Raw genomic sequence first — 17,895 nt, forward strand, 5'->3', positions numbered from 1 at the left:
CAGGCTGGTGCCCGGCCGGTCTCAATTCCTAGATCTCGCCCCGCAGTTTGGCGAGCGCCTCGGCAAGGATCGCCTCGCCGTCCGCGTCGCTGCGGCGCTCCCGCACATACGCCAGGTGCGTCTTGTAGGGCTCGGTGCGCGGCGGGTCCGGGGGGTTGTCCCGGTCCTGGCCTGCCGGGAATCCGCAGCGGGGACAGTCCCAGGTTTCGGGCACCTGCGCGTCGCTGGCGAAGCTCGGCTGGGTCTCGTGTCCGTTGGAGCACCAGAAGGAGATGCGCAGCCGCGGCGCGGACTCGCCGCGCTCGGCCTCGCCCATCGGCCCCGCCCCGACCCGGCTTCCCCGGATCGCGTTGCCACTTGCCACGGTCGTAACTCCCTGCGTGATGGTGCCGCGAAGCGAGTCGGCGTTCCGCTTCGCTGCGAGCGCCTCAGTCTACGTAAGGCCCAACGCGCGTCCAGTGATTGGAGTTACAACCCTCACACGAAGACGCAAGCCCCATGATAGGCCGCGCTCAGCTGCGCGTACCGAACATGGGGCCTTGCGTACGGGTTCCGTGCGGATTGCGTCTCGGTCAGTTGTTCACCTTCATCAGGATGCCGAGCACGACAATGCACGCGAACCAGCCCAGACCGACCACGACGGTGATCCGGTCGAGGTTGCGCTCGGCGACCGAGGAGCCGCCGACGGAGGACTGCATGCCGCCACCGAACATGTCGGAGAGGCCGCCGCCCTTCCCCTTGTGCATCAGCACCAGCAGCATCAGCAGCAGGCTGAAGACGATCAGGGCGATCGAGAACCCCATAACCACGGCTGGACCAACTTCCTCGGATTCTGACGGACGACGCGGGGCCCAGCACACATGCTGGACCCCGCAAGGGTACGACGTTACGCCGCTACCGCATACTCACTGGTCGCGGAACCGCACGATCTTGACGAACTCGTCGGCGTCCAGTGAGGCGCCGCCGACCAGGGCGCCGTCGATGTCGGCCTGGGCCATGATCTCGGCGACGTTGCCCGCCTTGACCGAGCCTCCGTACTGGATGCGGACCTTGTCGGCCAGGTCCTGCGAGTACAGCTCGGCGATCTTGCCGCGGATCGCCGCGCAGACCTCCTGGGCGTCCCCGGCTCCGCAGACCTTGCCGGTGCCGATGGCCCAGACGGGCTCGTAGGCGATCACGACGGTCTCGGCCTGCTCGGCGGGGAGGTCCTTCAGACCGCCCTCGACCTGGGCGAGGGTGTGGGAGACGTGGTTGCCCGCCTCGCGGACCTCCAGCTCCTCACCGACGCACAGGATGGGGGTCAGGCCGTGCTTGTAGGCGGCCTTGACCTTGGCGTTCACCAGCTCGTCGGTCTCGGCGTGGTACTGGCGCCGCTCGCTGTGGCCGATCGCGACGTACGAGCACTTCAGCTTGGCCAGCATGGGGCCGGAGATCTCGCCGGTGAAGGCACCGCCGTCGTGCGCCGAGACGTCCTGGGCGCCGTACTTGATCTTGAGCTTGTCGCCGTCGACCAGGGTCTGCACGGAGCGCAGGTCGGTGAAGGGCGGCAGGACGGCGACCTCGACGGCCTCGTAGTCCTTGTCGGCCAGGGCGAAGGCGAGCTTCTGGACGTGGGCGATGGCCTCGAGGTGGTTGAGGTTCATCTTCCAGTTGCCCGCCATCAGCGGCGTGCGCGCGGTCATGTGGGTCAGTCCTCCAGTGCGGCGAGGCCGGGGAGCGTCTTGCCCTCGAGGTATTCGAGGGAGGCGCCGCCACCGGTCGAGATGTGGCCGAATGCCGTCTCGTCGAAGCCCAGGATGCGCACGGCGGCGGCGGAGTCGCCACCGCCGACCACGGTGAAGCCCTTGGATTCGACGAGTGCCTGGGCGACCGCCTTGGTGCCCTCGGCGTAGTCGGGGTGCTCGAAGACGCCCATGGGGCCGTTCCAGAAGATGGTGGCGGCGTCGGCGAGCTTGGATGCGTACAGCTTGCAGGTCTCGGGCCCGTTGTCGAGACCCAGTCGGTCGGCCGGGATGGCGTCCGCGGCGACCGTCGTGGGGTTGGCCGGGGCCTTGGTCTTCAGGTCCGGGAACTCGCTCGCGACGAGGACGTCCACCGGCAGGACCAGCTCGACGCCGGTCTTCTCGGCCCGCTGGATGTACTCGGTGACGGCCGGGATCTGGTCCTCCTGAAGGAGGGACTTGCCGACCTCGTAGCCCTTGGCCTTGAGGAAGGTGTAGGCCATACCGCCGCCGATGAGGATGCGGTCGGCCTTGCCGAGCAGCTGGTCGATGACGGCGAGCTTGTCGGAGACCTTGGCCCCGCCGAGGACGACGACGTACGGCCGCTCGACCTCGTCGGTGAGCTTCTTCAGGACGCCGACCTCGTTCGCGATGAGGTAGCCGGCGTAGTGCGGCAGGCGCGCCGGGAGGTCGTACACGGAGGCGTGCTTGCGGTGCACCGCGCCGAAGCCGTCGCCGACGTAGACGTCCGCGAGGGCGGCGAGCCGGTCGGCGAAGGCGCCGCGCTCGGCGTCGTCCTTGCTCGTCTCGCCGGCGTTGAAGCGCAGGTTCTCGACGACCGCGACCTGGCCGTCGGTCAGGGCGGCGACTGTGGCCTGGGCGGACTCGCCGACCGTGTCGGTCGCGAAGGCCACGTCGGCGCCGAGGAGCTCACCGAGGCGCGCGGCGGCGGGGGCGAGGGAGAAGGCCGGGTCCGGGGCGCCCTTGGGGCGGCCCAGGTGGGAGGCGACGACCACACGGGCGCCTGCCTCGGCGAGGGCCTTGACCGTGGGCAGCACGGCGCGGATACGGCCGTCGTCGGTGATCGCCGTGCCGTCCAGCGGCACGTTCAGGTCCGCGCGGACGAAAGCCCGCTTGCCCGCGACCCCTTCGGCGAGGAGTTCGTCGATCGTCTTCATGAGGGGACTCCTGAAAGAGCTCGTGATCGCTCGTAAGCGCTCGTGATCGAACAGCTCTGATCTGTACGTGCGTCAGGGCTCGGACAGCGCGTCCTCGCGCTGCCCGAGCCCTGCACTCACATGGTCGTGCCTGCTCAGTTGATCAGAGCTGGTTGCCGACGAAGACCGTAAGGTCGACGAGGCGGTTGGAGTAGCCCCACTCGTTGTCGTACCAGCCGAGGATCTTCACCGAGTTGCCCTCCTGGACCATGGTCAGGGAGGAGTCGAAGGTGCAGGAGGCCGGGTCGCTGACGATGTCCGAGGAGACGATCGCGTCCTCGGTGTACGCCAGGTAGCCCTTGAGGTCGCCGTCCTCGGACGCCTTCTTGAACGCGGCGTTGACCTCGTCCTTGGTGACCTCGCGCTGGAGCGTCACGACCAGGTCGGTGGCCGAGCCGGTCGGGACCGGGACGCGCATCGCGATGCCGTCGAGCTTGCCCTTGAGCTGCGGCAGGACCAGCGCGGTGGCCTTCGCGGCACCCGTGGTGGTCGGGATGATGTTCTCGGCGGCGGCGCGGGCGCGACGCAGGTCCGAGTGCGGGAAGTCCAGGATGCGCTGGTCGTTGGTGTACGCGTGCACCGTCGTCATCAGGCCCTTGACGATGCCGAAGTTCTCGTCGAGGACCTTGGCCATCGGCGCCACACAGTTGGTGGTGCAGGAGGCGTTGGAGATGACGTGGTGGTTCGCCGGGTCGTACTTGTCCTGGTTGACGCCCATCACGATGGTGATGTCCTCGTCCTTGGCCGGAGCCGAGATGAGGACCTTCTTGGCGCCGCCGTCGAGGTGCTTCGCGGCGTCGGCCTTCTTCGTGAAGATGCCGGTGGACTCGACGACGACGTCGACGCCGAGCTCGCCCCACGGGATGTCGGCGGGGTTGCGCTCGGAGAGGACCTTGATGGTCTTGCCGTCGACCGTGATCGTGTCTGCGGTGTGCGACACCTCTGCCTTGAGGCGGCCCAGGATGGTGTCGTACTTGAGCAGATGAGCGGTGGTCGCGGTGTCACCCAGGTCGTTGACAGCCACGATTTCGATGTCCGCACCCTGCTCCAGCAGAGCGCGGAAGTAGTTGCGGCCGATGCGGCCGAAGCCGTTGATGCCTACGCGGATCGTCACGAACCGATCTCCTCGTTGGTACGCCGGCCATGAAGAGCCGGCGAGCTCTGTTTGGGATGTCCCCGACCGCCTACGACCCTACCTCCCTGAGCCCCAGGTGGTGACATCCAGATGCCTCATACACGGCAGGGCGGTCCGTACCCGCCAGTAGGGGTACGGACCACCCACCACTGAGATCAAGATCACTCGATTTCGCTACACGGAGCGTGCCCCTGTTGACCAGGGACGTCACCCTTTCCGGGGAAGAGAGGTCACCCGTCCAGGGAGGCGAGCGCCTTCCTCATCAGTGCCGTCCGGTCGGCCGCCGCGGCGACGTGTTCCAGGCCGAAGCCCAGCAGCACGGTGTCGTCCGTGGTGACCGCGCCGAATGTCTGGAACAGCGCCCCGGTGCGCGTCCAGTCCTTGAGGACGGCCGGGCTGCCCGCGGGCGGGCCGGCCTTCTTCCAGGCGCCGAGGGAGGTCTCGAAGCCCTCGGTCTCCTTCGCCGTGCCGCCGACGACGAGCGAGGCGTCGTCGGCGAGGACGCCGCGCCCGCCGGTGCCCGGATCGGTGACGTAGCTGATCGACAGCTCGACCGTCTTGCCGGCGTAGGCGCTCAGGTCGAAGTTCACCTGCTGCCAGCCGCTGGAGGTGCCGGTGAGGCTGTGCCACTGGCCGGAGCTGCCGGTCGCGGTGCAGCCGGCGTCGGTCAGGGTGAGGTACCGCTTCAGCCAGGGGTGCTTATTGACGTAGAAGCCGGCCGCGCACTCCTCCGGCACGGTGGCCTTAGTGGCGCCGCCCGCCTCGGGCAGAGTCGTCCAGTCGTCGGCGCCGGCGGTGTGGGCCTCGACCAGGACGTGGTCGTAGCCGGGCTCGGTGTCCCACAGCAGCTGGGTGCGCAGCGTGGGCTGGTCGGAGGCCGTGGTGCCGGTGAGGTCCACGGTGCGGGTGAGGCGCTTGTAGCCGTCGTTGGTGTGGACGGCCGCCGCCATGGAGGAGCCCGCGTACGGGCCGTACGGGTTCACCGTGCCGGCGAACTGTCCCGCGCCCTCGCTCGCGAACTGCGGGTACGTGTCGGCGGGCAGTTCGCCGGAGGTGACCGCGTAGGTTCCCGCCTTGTCCAGCGGGTTGCCGGGGGCGCCGGCGAGCGTGCCCGTGAAGCCGCCGAGCCCGCCAGAGCCGGTGAAGCCGGTCGCCCCCGGGGTGGAGGTGCGGCTGTAGGCACCCAGGTAGTACTGGCTGAAGTCGTTCGACAGGGTGCCGCCGCCGAGGTCGACGCTGCCGCCGGCCTGCTCGCCCCCCTCGATCAGCCGGCCGCCCTCGTTGAGGAAGGCCCGCAGCTGGAGCTGGGTGGCGACGCCCGGGGTGCCCGCGCCCGTGTAGTGGACGACGGTGTCGTAGTGGCTCAGCACGCCGAGCGCGTCGGGCGCGCCCTGCTGGGCGACGTCCCAGACGACGGCCTTGCGGCCGTTGGCCTTGAGCGCGTCGACGTAGCTCCGCGCCTGCGTGGCGGTGGCGCCTTCCTCGGCGACCACGAGGGTGTTCGCCCTGGGGATCTCGGCCACGGTGTAGGTGTAGCGCTTGCTGGAGACCGGCTTCCCGTTCTTCGTCTCCCCGGTGAACCACACCTCGACCTTGTCGCCCGGGTCGCCGTCCTTGACCTTCGCCCGGTACTCGTCGAAGTAGAGGTTGTCCTCACCGCCGTACGTCTCGCCGCCCTTCCAGGGCTTGAGCGCCATGTCCTCGGTGCGGCCGCCGTTGACGCGGTATCTGAGTTCCTTGTCGCGCACGGACTTGCGTGCGACGACGGAGATCTCCTGGTCGGCGCCGCGCGAGTGCGACGTCGAGAAGGCGGCCGGGGTGAAGTCGGCGGCGCTCATGCCGACCGAGGAGGACGGCCGGTCGGGGTGGGCGGCCGACTCGGCGACGGAGAGCGCGAACGGGACGTTCTTCGCGAACTCCTGCTGGATCAGCTTCTCGTCGTCCGGGAAGGTGAAGACCGACCGGCAGTCGGACGCCTTCCACTCGTCGTTCGGGTCGATGTTCGAGGCCGTCGCGCAGGTCGACATCTCGGGGGTGAACATCGCCAGGCCGTTGACGTTCGCCGCGTGGCCGTCGGCCTCGCCGTTCGTCGTGTACAGCTCGGACGAGACCTGCGGGTGGTAACCGGGAACCGCCGGGTTCTCGGGCGTGCCGGCGAGCGCCTTGTACAGGACGTCGTCCGGGGTCTCCGTGGCCACCTGCCAGCCGACTCCGTAGAGGATGAGTTCGGCGGCGGAGTGGTAGTTGATGCCGTACGTGAAGCCGATCCGCTTCTGGAAGGCGTCCAGGGCCTTGGTCTCCGGCTCGGAGCCCGGGCTCGCGCCGCGGTAGGTCTCGCTGGTGGGGTTGGGGGACGAGCCCTCGTCGTCGTAGCCCCACTTGTAGGTGAAGTTGCGGTTGAGGTCGACGCCGTCGCCGGTGCTGATGACGCCGTCGCCGTTGACGTCCCGCAGGTTCTTGCGCCACATGCGGTTGTCGTCGCTCTTGAAGGTGTGGTCGTAGCCGTCGGGGTTGGCCGACAGGATGAACCACAGCTCGGTGGAGTCGACGATCTTCTTGACGCGCTTGTCCGTCTTGTACTTGTCCAGGTAATGGTGCATCAGACGCCGGGTCATCTCCGGCGTGATCCACTCGCGCGCGTGCTGGTTGGACATGTAGAGGACGGAGGGCTTGGAGCCGTCCTTCGTCTTCTTCGCGTTCTTGGTGAGCTTCAGGGCGAGGATGTCCTGGCCGCCCACCGTCTTGCCGATGGAGACGACCTTGGTGATGCCGGGGTGCTGCTGCGCGGTGCGGAGGATCTCCTCCTTCAGGCCGCCCCCTCCGCTGTACGGGCGGAACACGCCCTCGGCGGCGTTCTTGACGCGCTTCTCGGCCCCCACGGAGACTTTGTGTTCGGCGAGGTCGACGCCCTGCTTGCGAAGCTTCTTCGCCTGCTGGTCGGTGAGATAGACCTCGACGGTGCCCGTGCCCTTCTCGGGCACCTGCTCGCCGAGTTCGTGGCCGTCCTGGCCGGCCGCCAACAGCAGGGGTACCTGCTGCTGAGTGACCTCGGCCCGGAAGACCTTGACTTCGTCCGAGTGGGACGGGGCTGGACTTCCCGGTTGTGCCTGGGCGATGGGTGCGATGCTCGCTCCGCCGATCAGGAGCGCGCCGACAGCGAGGATCGATCTCGCTCTTCGTCTCATGAACCCCCCTAGCGTGGGTTCGCCACAGCAGCGAACAGATGCCAGGCTCATGACAGTCCATGATCGAGTCAAGAGTGCCTGAACGACACGCGAAAGCCGGTGCCGACCACCCAAGTGGGCGCCGGACACCGGCTGATTGACGGCCTGTGAGGTCAGCCGACGAGGTTGTCGGCGAGGTCGTCCGCGAGGTTGGACTCCGTGCCCGGGATGCCGAGGTCGGAGGCGCGCTTGTCGGCCATGGCCAGCAGGCGGCGGATCCGGCCGGCGACGGCGTCCTTGGTCAGCGGCGGGTCGGCGAGCGCGCCCAGTTCCTCCAGGGAGGCCTGCTTGTGCTCCATGCGCAGCCGGCCGGCGGCGGCCAGGTGCTCGGGGACGTCGTCGGCGAGGATCTCCAGGGCGCGCTGCACCCGGGCACCGGCGGCGACGGCCGCGCGGGCCGAGCGACGGAGGTTGGCGTCGTCGAAGTTGGCGAGCCGGTTCGCCGTGGCCCGCACCTCGCGGCGCATCCGGCGCTCCTCCCAGGCCAGCACCGACTCGTGGGCACCGAGCCGGGTCAGCAGGGCACCGATGGCATCGCCGTCACGGACGACGACCCGGTCCACGCCGCGCACCTCGCGCGCCTTGGCCCCGATCGACAGGCGGCGGGCGGCGCCGACCAGCGCGAGCGCGGCCTCCGGGCCCGGGCAGGTCACCTCCAGGGAGGAGGAGCGGCCGGGCTCGGTGAGCGAGCCGTGCGCCAGGAACGCGCCACGCCAGGCGGCCTCGGCGTCGCAGGTGGCCCCCGAGACCACCTGCGGGGGCAGGCCGCGGATCGGGCGGCCGCGCCCGTCGACCAGGCCGGTCTGGCGGGCCAGCTGGTCCCCGCCCGCGATGACGCGCACGACGTAGCGGGAACCGCGGCGCAGTCCGCCGGGTGCCATCACGATCAGTTCGGAGCTGTGGCCGAAGATCTCCAGGATGTCCCGCTTCAGTCGGCGGGCCGCCATCGCGGTGTCCAGCTCCGCCTCGATCACGATCCGACCGCTCACCAGGTGGAGGCCGCCGGCGAACCGCAGCATGGCGGAGACCTCCGCCTTTCTGCAGCAGGTCCGGGTGACGGGGAGCCGGGAGATCTCGTCCTTCACCGCTGCCGTCATCGCCATGGGCCGATCCTTCCATGCATCCGAAAAATACGGTCGTACGCGGCGGCCAACAGCTCCGGGTCGTGCCTCGGGGTCCCGTCGGGTCTGGCCACCTGCGCCAGCTCGACCGCGGCTCCGAACCGCTTGGCGGCATCGGTCAGGGAGTCGCGGTCGGGCACGGCGGCCTCGTCGGCCAGCACCACGTCCAGGGCGAGTTTAGGGGCGTGTCGTCCCAAAACCTCCAAATGACGCTGCGGGGAGAAGCCCTCGGTTTCTCCGGGCTGCGGGGCGAGGTTCAGGGAGAGTACCCGGCGTGCCTTGGTCTGCGTGAGCGCGTCCAGCAGCTCCGGCACGAGCAGATGCGGGATGACCGAGGAGAACCAGGAGCCGGGGCCGAGCACCACCCAGTCCGCGTCCAGGACGGCCTCGACCGCCTCGGGCACGGCGGGCGGGTCGTGCGGCACGACGTGCACGGACTGCACCTCGCCCGGGGTGAGGGCGACGGTGGCCTGGCCGCGGACCGTGTCGACCTCCTCCGGGCGCTCGGGGTCGTGGCCCTTGACCAGGGCCTGGAGCTCCAGCGGGACGGCGGACATGGGCAGCACGCGCCCCTGGGCGCCCAGCAGGCGTCCGACCAGGTCGAGCGCCTGCACATGGTCGCCGAGCTGCTCCCAGAGGGCGACGATCAGCAGATTGCCGACCGCGTGCTCGTGCAGATCGCCCTGGGACTGGAAGCGGTGCTGGATGACCCGGGCCCAGGTCTGGCCCCAGTCGTCGTCACCGCACAGCGCGGCCAGCGCCTTGCGCAGGTCGCCGGGCGGCAGCACGCCCAGCTCGTCGCGGAGCCGGCCGCTGGAGCCGCCGTCGTCGGCCACGGTGACAACGGCGGTGAGGTCACCGGTGATGCGGCGCAGTGCGGCCAGCGAGGCGGACAGACCCATGCCGCCGCCGAGGGCGACGACCTTGGGCTGGGTGCCCCGGCGGCGCGGTCTGCCGCCCCGGGCCTCGGCGGGCCGGCCGGCCCGTGCCTCGGTGGAGCCGTCGGGCACCACCCGGCGCAGCCGGCTCAGCCGCGGAGTACGTCGTGTCATTCGCGTCCCATGTCCCGGTGTACGACCACTGTCTCCACGCCCTCGGACGCGAGCCGGGCGGCGAGCTTCTCCGACATGGCGACCGAGCGGTGCTTGCCGCCCGTGCAGCCGACGGCGATGGTCACGTAGCGCTTGCCCTCACGGCGGTAGCCGGTGGCGACGAGCTGGAGGAGCTCCGTGTACCGGTCGAGGAACTCCTTGGCTCCGGGCTGGTTGAAGACGTACCCGGAGACTTCTTCGTTGAGGCCGGTGTACGGGCGCAGCTCCGGGACCCAGTGCGGGTTCGGCAGGAAGCGGCAGTCGACGACGAGGTCGGCGTCGACCGGCAGGCCGTACTTGTAGCCGAAGGACATCACCGTGGCCCGCAGCTCCGGCTCCTCCTCGCCGGCGAACTGGGCGTCCATCTTGGCGCGCAGCTCGTGCACGTTCAGGCTGGAGGTGTCGATCACCAGGTCGGCGTCGCCGCGCAGCTCGCGCAGCAGTTCGCGCTCGGCGTCGATGCCGTCGACGATCCGGCCGTCGCCCTGGAGGGGGTGCGGGCGGCGCACCGACTCGAAGCGGCGCACCAGGGCCTCGTCGGAGGACTCCAGGAAGACGATCCTCCGGGTGACGTTCTTCGCCTCCAGGTCGGCGAGGGACTCGCGGAGGTTGTCGAAGAAGCGGCGGCCGCGGACGTCGACGACGACGGCGATCCGGGCCACATTGCCCTGGGAGCGGGCGCCGAGCTCCACCATGGTGGGGATCAGCGCGGGCGGCAGGTTGTCGACGACGAACCAGCCGAGGTCCTCCAGGCACTTCGCGGCCGTCGAGCGGCCCGCCCCGGACATGCCGGAGATGATCACCAGCTCGGGGATGGCCGCTTCCGGGACCGGGGCCTTGTCGTTGGGCGTGCCCGTGCTCACCTGTGCTCCGTCTCCGGCTTGCTGTTCTTGCCCGTCGTGCTCGTTCACATTCATGTCTCCTGCCCCCGTCGTTCGTCCGGGGGGCCCGTCGTCACGGGCTCCCCACCGGAACCCATGGTGCCGGGTTCCGAGCCGGCTTCCGTGCCGGGTTCCTCTTCCATGATCTCTCCAGTCGCCGTGTTGACGGCGGGTGCGGCCGGGGCCGCCTGGGCGAGGGCCGCCGCGATGGTCTCCGCGGTCTTTCGGCCTATGCCGGGAACCTCGCAGATCTGGTCGATGGTGGCAGATCGCAATTTCTTCAACGAACCGAAGTGTTTCAGGAGTGCCTGCTTCCGCGTGTCCCCGAGTCCCGGCACGTCGTCCAGAGGGCTGGAGCGGAAGCGCTTGGCCCGCTTCGCGCGCTGGTAGGTGATCGCGAAGCGGTGGGCCTCGTCACGGACCCGCTGGAGCAGGTACAGGCCCTCACTGGTGCGGGGCAGGACCACCGGGTCGTCGTCACCGGGCACCCAGACCTCCTCCAGGCGCTTGGCGAGCCCGCACACGGCGATGTCGTCGATACCGAGCTCGTCCAGGGCCCGCCGGGCGGCCGCGACCTGGGGGGCGCCGCCGTCGACGACCACGAGCTGGGGCGGGTAGGCGAACTTCTTGGGGCGGCCGTCGTCCTCGGTGGGGCCGGTCCCGACGATCTCGCCGTTGCTGTCGATCTCAGGAGTCTCGGCGTTCTCGCCGTCGGTCCACTCGCCCGTCTTCTCCTTCTCGGCGAGGTAGCGCCGGAAGCGGCGGGTGATCACCTCGTGCATGGAGCGGACGTCGTCCTGCCCGGCGAAGCCCTTGATCTGGAAGCGCCGGTACTCGCTCTTGCGGGCCAGGCCGTCCTCGAAGACGACCATGGACGCCACGACGTCGTCGCCCTGGAGGTGGGAGATGTCGTAGCACTCGATCCGCAGGGGGGCGCTGTCCAGGTCGAGGGCGTCGGCGATCTCCTCCAGGGCACGCGAGCGCGTGGTCAGGTCGGAGGCGCGCTTGGTCTTGTGCAGGACGAGGGCCTGCTGCGCGTTGCGCTGCACCGTCTCCATGAGGGCCTTCTTGTCGCCGCGCTGCGGGACGCGCAGCGAGACGATCGAGCCGCGCCGCCCGGTGAGCCACTCCTGGACGGGCTCCACGGGGTCGGGCAGGGCCGGGACCAGGACCTCCTTGGGGACGGCGTCGCCGGTCTCCTCGCCGTAGAGCTGCTGCAGGGCGTGCTCCACGAGGGCGCCGGTGGTGATCTCCTCCACCTTGTCGGTGACCCAGCCGCGCTGACCGCGCACGCGTCCGCCGCGCACATGGAAGATCTGGACGGCCGCCTCCAGCTCGTCCTCGGCGACGGCGATCAGGTCGGCGTCGGTCGCGTCGGCGAGCACGACCGCGTTCTTCTCCATGGCCTTCTTCAGGGCCCCGATGTCGTCGCGCAGCCGGGCCGCCCGCTCGTACTCCATCTCGTCGGCCGCTTCCACCATCTGCTTCTCCAGCCGGCGGATGTATGTGTTCGTCCGGCCGGTCATGAAATCGCAGAACTCTTCGGCCAGTTCGCGGTGCTCCTCGGCGGAGACCCGGCCCACGCAGGGGGCCGAGCACTTGCCGATGTAGCCGAGGAGACACGGGCGGCCGGTGCGGGCGGCGTTCTTGAAGACACCGGCCGAGCACGTACGCACGGGGAAGACGCGCAGGAGCAGGTCGACCGTGTCGCGGATGGCCCACGCGTGCGCGTACGGCCCGAAGTAGCGGACGCCCTTCTTCTTGTGACCGCGCATCACCTGCACGCGCGGATACTCCTCGTTCATCGTCACCGCGAGGTACGGGTAGCTCTTGTCGTCGCGGTACTTGACGTTGAACCGGGGGTCGTACTCCTTGATCCAGGAGTACTCCAGCTGGAGCGCCTCGACCTCTGTGGACACCACCGTCCACTCCACGGACGCGGCCGTGGTGACCATGGTCCGGGTGCGCGGGTGCATTCCCGCCAGGTCCTGGAAGTAGTTCGCCAGGCGCTGGCGCAGGCTTTTCGCCTTTCCGACGTAGATCACCCGGCGGTGCTCGTCGCGGAACCTGTAGACCCCCGGCGTATCGGGGATCTCACCCGGTTTGGGGCGGTAGCTGGAGGGGTCGGCCATGTCTCACACCCTACTGGCGAGCACCGACAGTCCGACGGGAGCGCGGGACACGATCACGGGCTTGGCGGGTGGCAGTTTCCAACGGCATGTCCCGCCGCGGGGATTACGGCAGGCCGGTAGCGGGAATGCAGGCTTCCCACGGGGACACGGCGACGTCCGGCGGACGAGGGCCGTGTCGGTGCAGGCACAGGTTGTCAGTGCGGACCGGCCGCTTCCCACGCGGAGCGGGCGGGCCACGGCTCGGAGGGCTGCGCAGATGAAGCAGATGCGGATCGAGAAGACCCGGCGGACGGTCCGGGCCCGCCGGTACGCGGACGAGGCGTTCGCTCTGCGCGACGCCCTGGACCCGCGCGACCCCGACATAGTGCGGGCCAAGCGTCTGGCCCTCGAGGAACAGGGCGGAAGCGACCGCTCCTAGAAGCTCATCGTCTGCCGCGAGCGCCCGGGGTGTACGCCCCGGGCGCTCGCATGTCCGGCCGGGCGAACATCACTGTCCGGCATCAGGTGTTGTCGGGACCAGGTCAACACGCTTCAATGCGGTGGAACTCGGGACCCTGAACGACGACGTACGGATGTGAAGACCTGCCGTGCGCCGGCAGGACGGCCCCGGGCGGCCAGTGCGAACGGTCTGACCAGCCGTTGCCGACTCACAGAGAGGCCCCTGCATGCCGCACGCCACACAGCACGCGGACGTCGCCACCGCCGACCTGGACTCGGCCCTGCGAGGCGGCCCCTTCCACGTCGCCCTGCGTGCGGCGATCGCAGCCCGCGGGCTGCCGCTGCAACGCGTGCAGCACCATCTGTCCCGCCACGGCGTGAAGGTCGGTGTCACGAGCCTGAGTTACTGGCAGCAGGGGGCCAGGCGTCCGCAGCGCCCCGAGTCGCTGCGAGCCGTCCGTGCGCTGGAAGAGATCCTGGAACTCCCCGAGGAGTCGCTGATCCGGCTGCTCGCCGAGTCCGACGCCGGCCCGGCCGGGCAGCGGTCCGCGGCCCGGTCCTATCGCTCCCTCGTCGAGGCCTCCGGAGTCCTGGACCAGTTGCTGGCCGAGCTGGACTGCCCGCCGGACGGGGGCCTGCACACCCTCGGGCACCATGAGCGGCTGCGCATCGGGGCGCGGCGCGAACTGGCCGAGCGCGAGTCGCACCACATCGTGCGCGCCCACCGGGACGGCGTCGACCGCTTCGTCGCCGTCCACCACGGCGACCGGGGAGCAGCGCCCGAGCGCATGAGGGTGCACGCATTGGAGAACTGCCGTACAGGACGCGTCCGTTGGCACCACGACACCGGTGTGTTCGCCGCCGAGCTGCTCTTCGACACCCGGCTGCGGGCCGGGGACACGTTCCTGTTCCGCTACAGCGTCGAGGACGGGACGGCGGACGAGTCGCGCGAGTACGTCCGCGGCTTCGACGTCCCCGGCGGCCAGTACGCACTCCAGGTGTGCTTCGACGCGGCGGCCCTTCCGGTGCGCTGCCACCGGTTCGCCCAGCACTCGGCGGCGGCGCCGCGCAGCGGCTGCCAGGAGCTGCCGCTGAGCGGACGGCACCGCTCGGTGCACGTGGTCGAGCCGCGCGTGCGGGCCGGGTTTCTGGGGATCGGCTGGGACTGGGAGTAGGCGTCACGACGTCGCCGTGCCCGGCGGCCTGTGGTCGCGGTCAGGGTGTGGTCGGACGTAAACGTTTGCGCAAACGTTTACGTCCGGCGCCGGATGCGATACGTTCCCCGCCGGGCCACCGGAGCGGAGGAGGGAACGGCATGGCGACCATGGCCGACGTCGCGCGGAGCGCCGGTGTCTCCGTGGCGACCGTCTCGCATGTACTGAACGGCACCCGTCCGGTGCTGCCGCACACCCGCCAGGCGGTCCTGGACGCCGTGGAGGAGCTCGGCTACACCACGAACACGCTGGCCCGCTCCCTGGTGACGTCCCGCACCCGTTCCATCGGGCTGGCGGTATCGGCGATCAGCAACCCGTACTTCACGGAGATCCTCCAGGGAGTCGAGGCGAGTGCCCTGGAACACGGCTACAGCCTGCTGATCGCCGATCCGCACGACGACCCGGAGCACGAGCGCAAGGTCGTCCAGCTGCTGCACGAGCGCCGGGTGGACGGCATGATCGTCGCACCCTCGGCGGACCCGCGCGGGCTGCTCGCCTACCTGGAGCGGCACGACGTACCGGCGGTGTTCCTCGACCGGCTGGTGACCCCGGCGGGCGACGGTGGTCCGCGATTCGACCAGGTGTGCGCCGACAGCGCCGAACCGACGTCCCGGCTGGTCACCCATCTCGCCGGCCTCGGCCACCGGCGGATCGGCCTGGTGGCGGGGCGGCCGGGGCTCAGCACCACGAGCGAGCGGATCACCGGCTACCGCAGCGGTCTCGCCTTCGCTGGACTGCCGTACGACGAACGGCTCCTGGTGCACGGCGACTCGGATTCGGACGGTGGCGAACAGGCGACCGCGGCCCTGTTGTCCCTCGCCGTACCGCCCACCGCGCTCGTCACCGGCAACAACGCCATGACCATCGGGGCGCTGCGTGCCCTGCGCGCCCGCGGCCTGTCCGTACCGGGCGACATCGCGCTGTGCTGCTTCGACGACTTCGCCTGGGCCGATCTGTTCTCGCCCCGGCTCACCGCGATCGCGCAGCCCAGCAAGGACATCGGCGCCCGGGCCGTCCACGTGCTCCTGGAGCGTCTCGCCGAGCCGGACCGGCCGGCGCGGACGGTGCGCCTCCCCTCCGCCTTCGTCCACCGCACCTCGTGCGGCTGCCCGGAGGAGCCCACGCGACCCGAACACCCCGAGCGGCCTCAGCAGGCCCGGCTGCCCCAGTAGCCCCAGTAGTCCGTGCAGTCCGAGAGAGGAACCGTCGCATGATCGTCGTCGCCGGTGAGGCACTGATCGACCTGGTACCGCGGGGCACGGGTGCCCTGGCGGCGCTGCAGCCCGCGCTCGGCGGCGGCCCGTACAACACGGCCGTGGCGCTGGGCCGCCTCGGCTCCCCCGCCGCCTTCTGCTCACGGGTGTCGTACGACGCCTTCGGGGAGGCGCTGCTGGACCGGCTGCGCGAGACCGGGGTCGACGTGTCGTCGGTGCAGCGCGGGGCCGAGCCGACGACCCTCGCCGTCGCCACCGTCGGCGTGGACGGCTCGGCGGCCTACTCCTTCTATGTGGACGGGACGGCGGACCGGCTGTTCGCGGCGCCCTCCGCACTGCCCTCGGGCACCCGTGCGGTCTCCTTCGGCACCTGTTCGCTGGTGCTGGAGCCGGGGGCGAGCGCGTACGAGGAACTGATGCGATCGGCGGCGGCGCAGGGCGTGTTCACCGCGCTGGACCCGAACATCAGGGCCGGGCTGATCCCGGACGCGGACGCCTACCGGGCGCGGTTCAAGAGCTGGCTGCCGTCGGTGTCGCTGCTGAAGCTGTCCGCCGAGGACGCCCAGTGGCTCGGCGGCACGCCCCAGGAATGGCTGGCGGCCGGCCCGTCAGCGGTCGTGATCACCCGGGGCGGCGACGGGCTGACCGTCTTCACCGCCGACGGCGGCGAGTACTCCGTACCGGGCGAGCGGGTGGAGGTGGTGGACACGATCGGCGCGGGCGACACGGTCAACGCGGCGCTGCTGCACGGGCTCGCGGTGCGCGATGCGCTGAGCGAGCGGGCCCTGGAAACGCTGGGGTCAGACGGCTGGACGGAACTCCTGCGATTCGCGGCTCGCGCGGCGGCGGTCACCTGCTCACGGGCGGGTGCGGAACCGCCGTACGCGCACGAACTGGAAGGCTGAATCAGCCGGCTTCTCCCACGGCCCGCAGCGCGCCGGGGCGGCGGCCGTCGAGGCGGTCCAGGGCGGCGGCCGTGGCCTCGTCGGCGGGCAGGTGGACGATCACGCGCTGGCCCTCGTCGGGCAGCACGAGTGTCTCGTGCAGCAGTCGCAGCGATCCGGCCTCCGGGTGCTCGATGCGCTGGGATCCCGTCCGCCGCGGTGCCAGGGCCAGGTCCGCGAACCGGTCGGCGAAGTCCGCCCCCGCGGTCACCGTCAGCTCGTCGGCCAGTTCGGCGACGTGAGGATCCCGGAGCGGGACCCCGTGCCGGAGCCGGGCGACGAGGTCGTCGGCCACCCGGTCCCAGTCGCGGTAGGCGCTGCGGGCCCGCTCGTCGGTGAACAGGTACCGGAGCAGGTTGGGCCGCTCGTCGTCGAGCAGGCCGATGGGGCCGGCCAGCCGCTCGTAGCCCGCGGTGTGGGCGAGGATGTCGCCGATCCAGTTGACCACCAGCGCGGGGGCCGGCTCCAGGCGGTCGAGCACCGACCGGACGGTGGGGCGTGCCGTGTAGCCGAGCGAAGGGGCCGCCGCGCAGACCAGCGGATCGCCGCCGTTCGCCTCCTTGGTCAGGCGCCGCAACAGCATCCGGTCGTTGAGCGACAGGTGCAGGGCGTCGGCGAGGGCACCGAGCACCTGGGCGGAGGGATTGCGGTCACGTCCCTGTTCCAGCCGGGTGAGGTACTCGACGCTGATACCGGCGAGCGTGGCCAGTTCGGCGCGTCGCAGGCCCGGGGTGCGGCGCCGGGGCCCCGTGGGCAGGCCCGCCTCGGCGGGGCTGACGGCTTCACGCCAGGTGCGCAGGAACGTGCCCAACTCGTTGTCGCTCACCCGCCGAACGTACAACGCTCGCGGGCGCGGATCGTGGCCCTGCCACTACCAGGCTCCGGACGGTCTCCCTCTTGGGCCGCGCGGCCCTCAGGGTGGAGCACATGACGAATGACATCGCCGCCGCCGCTTCCGCCACCGTCCTGCCGCTGGCTCCGGGCAACTGGGCCCTGGACCCGTTCCACTCCTCCGTGAACTTCACCATCCGTCATCTGGGCATCGCCAAGGTACGGGGACGCTTCGAGCGGTTGGAGGCCGAACTGTATGTCGGAGAACAGGTCGAGGACGTGCGGGTCTCCGCGACCGTCGACCTGGCCTCGATCGACACCGGCAACGCCGACCGGGACGCGCACGTCCGCGCCTCCGACCTGCTCGACGTCGAGAAGCGCCCGACGATGACGTACCGATCGACGCGGGTGTCGGGTGAGGGTGAGGACTGGACGATGGAGGGTGAGCTGACGATCGGCGAGGTGACCCGGCCGGTGGCGCTCGCCGTGGAGTTCGGCGGTCTGGTCGAGGTGCCCATGGACGGCAGCCGGCACGCCGGGTTCGAGGCGACGGGCGAGATCCGGCGCAGCGAGTTCGGGTTCGACTTCGCTCCCGGTGTGCTCGGGGAAGTGGTGAAGATCCAGCTCGACATGCAGTTCGTGGAGCCGAAGAACGACTGATCGGCACGCGGACGCGCGATATGCCGACGCGCGATATGCCAACGCGCCGTGCACCACGGGAGTCTCCGTGGT

Annotated in this window: 16 protein-coding genes; 5 read left to right on the top strand and 11 right to left on the bottom strand. The window is 70.4% G+C overall.

The window, feature by feature from the left end:
- Positions 1-28 precede the first annotated feature (28 nt).
- The 10 genes from ACWIF2_RS35745 to uvrC all read right to left on the bottom strand — a co-directional run bounded on the left by ACWIF2_RS35745 (position 29) and on the right by uvrC (position 12,522).
- Positions 29-364 (bottom strand): RNA polymerase-binding protein RbpA, encoded by a 336-nt coding sequence (locus ACWIF2_RS35745; RefSeq protein WP_003976875.1) that lies wholly within the window; start codon positions 362-364, stop codon positions 29-31.
- A gap of 208 nt (positions 365-572) precedes the next feature.
- The gene (gene secG, locus ACWIF2_RS35750; protein WP_184596855.1) at positions 573-803 is read right to left on the bottom strand and encodes a preprotein translocase subunit SecG; all 231 of its coding nucleotides are present in this window, start codon (positions 801-803) and stop codon (positions 573-575) included.
- Between the two features lie 102 nt (positions 804-905).
- Positions 906-1,682 (bottom strand): triose-phosphate isomerase, encoded by a 777-nt coding sequence (tpiA, locus tag ACWIF2_RS35755; protein WP_454365198.1) that lies wholly within the window; start codon positions 1,680-1,682, stop codon positions 906-908.
- Positions 1,683-1,687: 5 nt separating this feature from the next.
- The gene (locus ACWIF2_RS35760; protein ID WP_454365200.1) at positions 1,688-2,899 is read right to left on the bottom strand and encodes a phosphoglycerate kinase; all 1,212 of its coding nucleotides are present in this window, start codon (positions 2,897-2,899) and stop codon (positions 1,688-1,690) included.
- Between the two features lie 142 nt (positions 2,900-3,041).
- Positions 3,042-4,052, bottom strand: coding sequence for a type I glyceraldehyde-3-phosphate dehydrogenase (gap, locus tag ACWIF2_RS35765; RefSeq protein ID WP_454365202.1), 1,011 nt, complete (start codon positions 4,050-4,052; stop codon positions 3,042-3,044).
- Between the two features lie 251 nt (positions 4,053-4,303).
- The gene (locus tag ACWIF2_RS35770) at positions 4,304-7,258 is read right to left on the bottom strand and encodes a M14 family zinc carboxypeptidase (RefSeq protein WP_454365204.1); all 2,955 of its coding nucleotides are present in this window, start codon (positions 7,256-7,258) and stop codon (positions 4,304-4,306) included.
- 152 nt (positions 7,259-7,410) lie between these two features.
- A complete protein-coding gene (whiA, locus tag ACWIF2_RS35775) occupies positions 7,411-8,400 on the bottom strand; it encodes a DNA-binding protein WhiA (protein ID WP_382498783.1) in 990 nt (329 codons plus the stop codon).
- The gene (locus ACWIF2_RS35780; RefSeq protein ID WP_454365206.1) at positions 8,391-9,470 is read right to left on the bottom strand and encodes a gluconeogenesis factor YvcK family protein; all 1,080 of its coding nucleotides are present in this window, start codon (positions 9,468-9,470) and stop codon (positions 8,391-8,393) included. The genes whiA and ACWIF2_RS35780 overlap by 10 nt, the downstream gene beginning before the upstream one ends.
- On the bottom strand, positions 9,467-10,426 hold the full coding sequence (gene rapZ, locus ACWIF2_RS35785) for an RNase adapter RapZ (protein ID WP_454365208.1): 960 nt from the start codon (positions 10,424-10,426) through the stop codon (positions 9,467-9,469). Before rapZ ends, ACWIF2_RS35780 begins: the two co-directional genes overlap by 4 nt.
- Positions 10,423-12,522 (bottom strand): excinuclease ABC subunit UvrC, encoded by a 2,100-nt coding sequence (uvrC, locus tag ACWIF2_RS35790; protein WP_454365210.1) that lies wholly within the window; start codon positions 12,520-12,522, stop codon positions 10,423-10,425. The genes rapZ and uvrC overlap by 4 nt, the downstream gene beginning before the upstream one ends.
- Positions 12,523-12,778: 256 nt before the next feature.
- Between uvrC and ACWIF2_RS35795 the strand changes: the two genes are divergently transcribed.
- The 4 genes from ACWIF2_RS35795 to ACWIF2_RS35810 all read left to right on the top strand — a co-directional run bounded on the left by ACWIF2_RS35795 (position 12,779) and on the right by ACWIF2_RS35810 (position 16,293).
- Positions 12,779-12,940 (top strand): hypothetical protein, encoded by a 162-nt coding sequence (locus ACWIF2_RS35795; RefSeq protein ID WP_189730995.1) that lies wholly within the window; start codon positions 12,779-12,781, stop codon positions 12,938-12,940.
- A 247-nt stretch (positions 12,941-13,187) separates the two neighbouring features.
- Entirely contained in the window at positions 13,188-14,135 is a 948-nt protein-coding gene (locus tag ACWIF2_RS35800; RefSeq protein ID WP_454365212.1) for a hypothetical protein, read from the top strand.
- Between the two features lie 140 nt (positions 14,136-14,275).
- The gene (locus ACWIF2_RS35805) at positions 14,276-15,346 is read left to right on the top strand and encodes a LacI family DNA-binding transcriptional regulator (protein ID WP_454365214.1); all 1,071 of its coding nucleotides are present in this window, start codon (positions 14,276-14,278) and stop codon (positions 15,344-15,346) included.
- A 38-nt stretch (positions 15,347-15,384) separates the two neighbouring features.
- Positions 15,385-16,293: a carbohydrate kinase family protein gene (locus ACWIF2_RS35810; protein ID WP_454365216.1), complete on the top strand. Its 909-nt coding sequence runs from the start codon at positions 15,385-15,387 to the stop codon at positions 16,291-16,293.
- A 1-nt stretch (position 16,294) separates the two neighbouring features.
- Here the strand turns inward: ACWIF2_RS35810 and ACWIF2_RS35815 are convergent, their stop codons facing one another.
- Entirely contained in the window at positions 16,295-17,158 is an 864-nt protein-coding gene (locus ACWIF2_RS35815) for a helix-turn-helix domain-containing protein (RefSeq protein WP_454365217.1), read from the bottom strand.
- A gap of 101 nt (positions 17,159-17,259) precedes the next feature.
- Here ACWIF2_RS35815 and ACWIF2_RS35820 point away from each other — a divergent pair, with 101 nt between their 5' ends.
- Positions 17,260-17,823: a YceI family protein gene (locus ACWIF2_RS35820; RefSeq protein ID WP_454365219.1), complete on the top strand. Its 564-nt coding sequence runs from the start codon at positions 17,260-17,262 to the stop codon at positions 17,821-17,823.
- The last annotated feature ends 72 nt before the right edge of the window (positions 17,824-17,895 follow it).

The sequence above is a fragment of the Streptomyces sp. NPDC055506 genome (assembly GCF_053643595.1).

Bases quoted from the DNA above. Each gene is read 5' to 3' on its own strand.
- rapZ (WP_454365208.1), bottom strand. From the start codon at position 10,426: ATGAATGTGAACGAGCACGACGGGCAAGAACAGCAAGCCGGAGACGGA.
- ACWIF2_RS35780 (WP_454365206.1), bottom strand. From the start codon at position 9,470: ATGACACGACGTACTCCGCGGCTGAGCCGGCTGCGCCGGGTGGTGCCC.
- ACWIF2_RS35770 (WP_454365204.1), bottom strand. From the start codon at position 7,258: ATGAGACGAAGAGCGAGATCGATCCTCGCTGTCGGCGCGCTCCTGATC.
- ACWIF2_RS35810 (WP_454365216.1), top strand. From the start codon at position 15,385: ATGATCGTCGTCGCCGGTGAGGCACTGATCGACCTGGTACCGCGGGGC.
- ACWIF2_RS35800 (WP_454365212.1), top strand. From the start codon at position 13,188: ATGCCGCACGCCACACAGCACGCGGACGTCGCCACCGCCGACCTGGAC.
- ACWIF2_RS35805 (WP_454365214.1), top strand. From the start codon at position 14,276: ATGGCGACCATGGCCGACGTCGCGCGGAGCGCCGGTGTCTCCGTGGCG.
- tpiA (WP_454365198.1), bottom strand. From the start codon at position 1,682: ATGACCGCGCGCACGCCGCTGATGGCGGGCAACTGGAAGATGAACCTC.
- whiA (WP_382498783.1), bottom strand. From the start codon at position 8,400: ATGGCGATGACGGCAGCGGTGAAGGACGAGATCTCCCGGCTCCCCGTC.
- ACWIF2_RS35795 (WP_189730995.1), top strand. From the start codon at position 12,779: ATGAAGCAGATGCGGATCGAGAAGACCCGGCGGACGGTCCGGGCCCGC.
- ACWIF2_RS35760 (WP_454365200.1), bottom strand. From the start codon at position 2,899: ATGAAGACGATCGACGAACTCCTCGCCGAAGGGGTCGCGGGCAAGCGG.
- secG (WP_184596855.1), bottom strand. From the start codon at position 803: ATGGGGTTCTCGATCGCCCTGATCGTCTTCAGCCTGCTGCTGATGCTG.
- ACWIF2_RS35820 (WP_454365219.1), top strand. From the start codon at position 17,260: ATGACGAATGACATCGCCGCCGCCGCTTCCGCCACCGTCCTGCCGCTG.
- uvrC (WP_454365210.1), bottom strand. From the start codon at position 12,522: ATGGCCGACCCCTCCAGCTACCGCCCCAAACCGGGTGAGATCCCCGAT.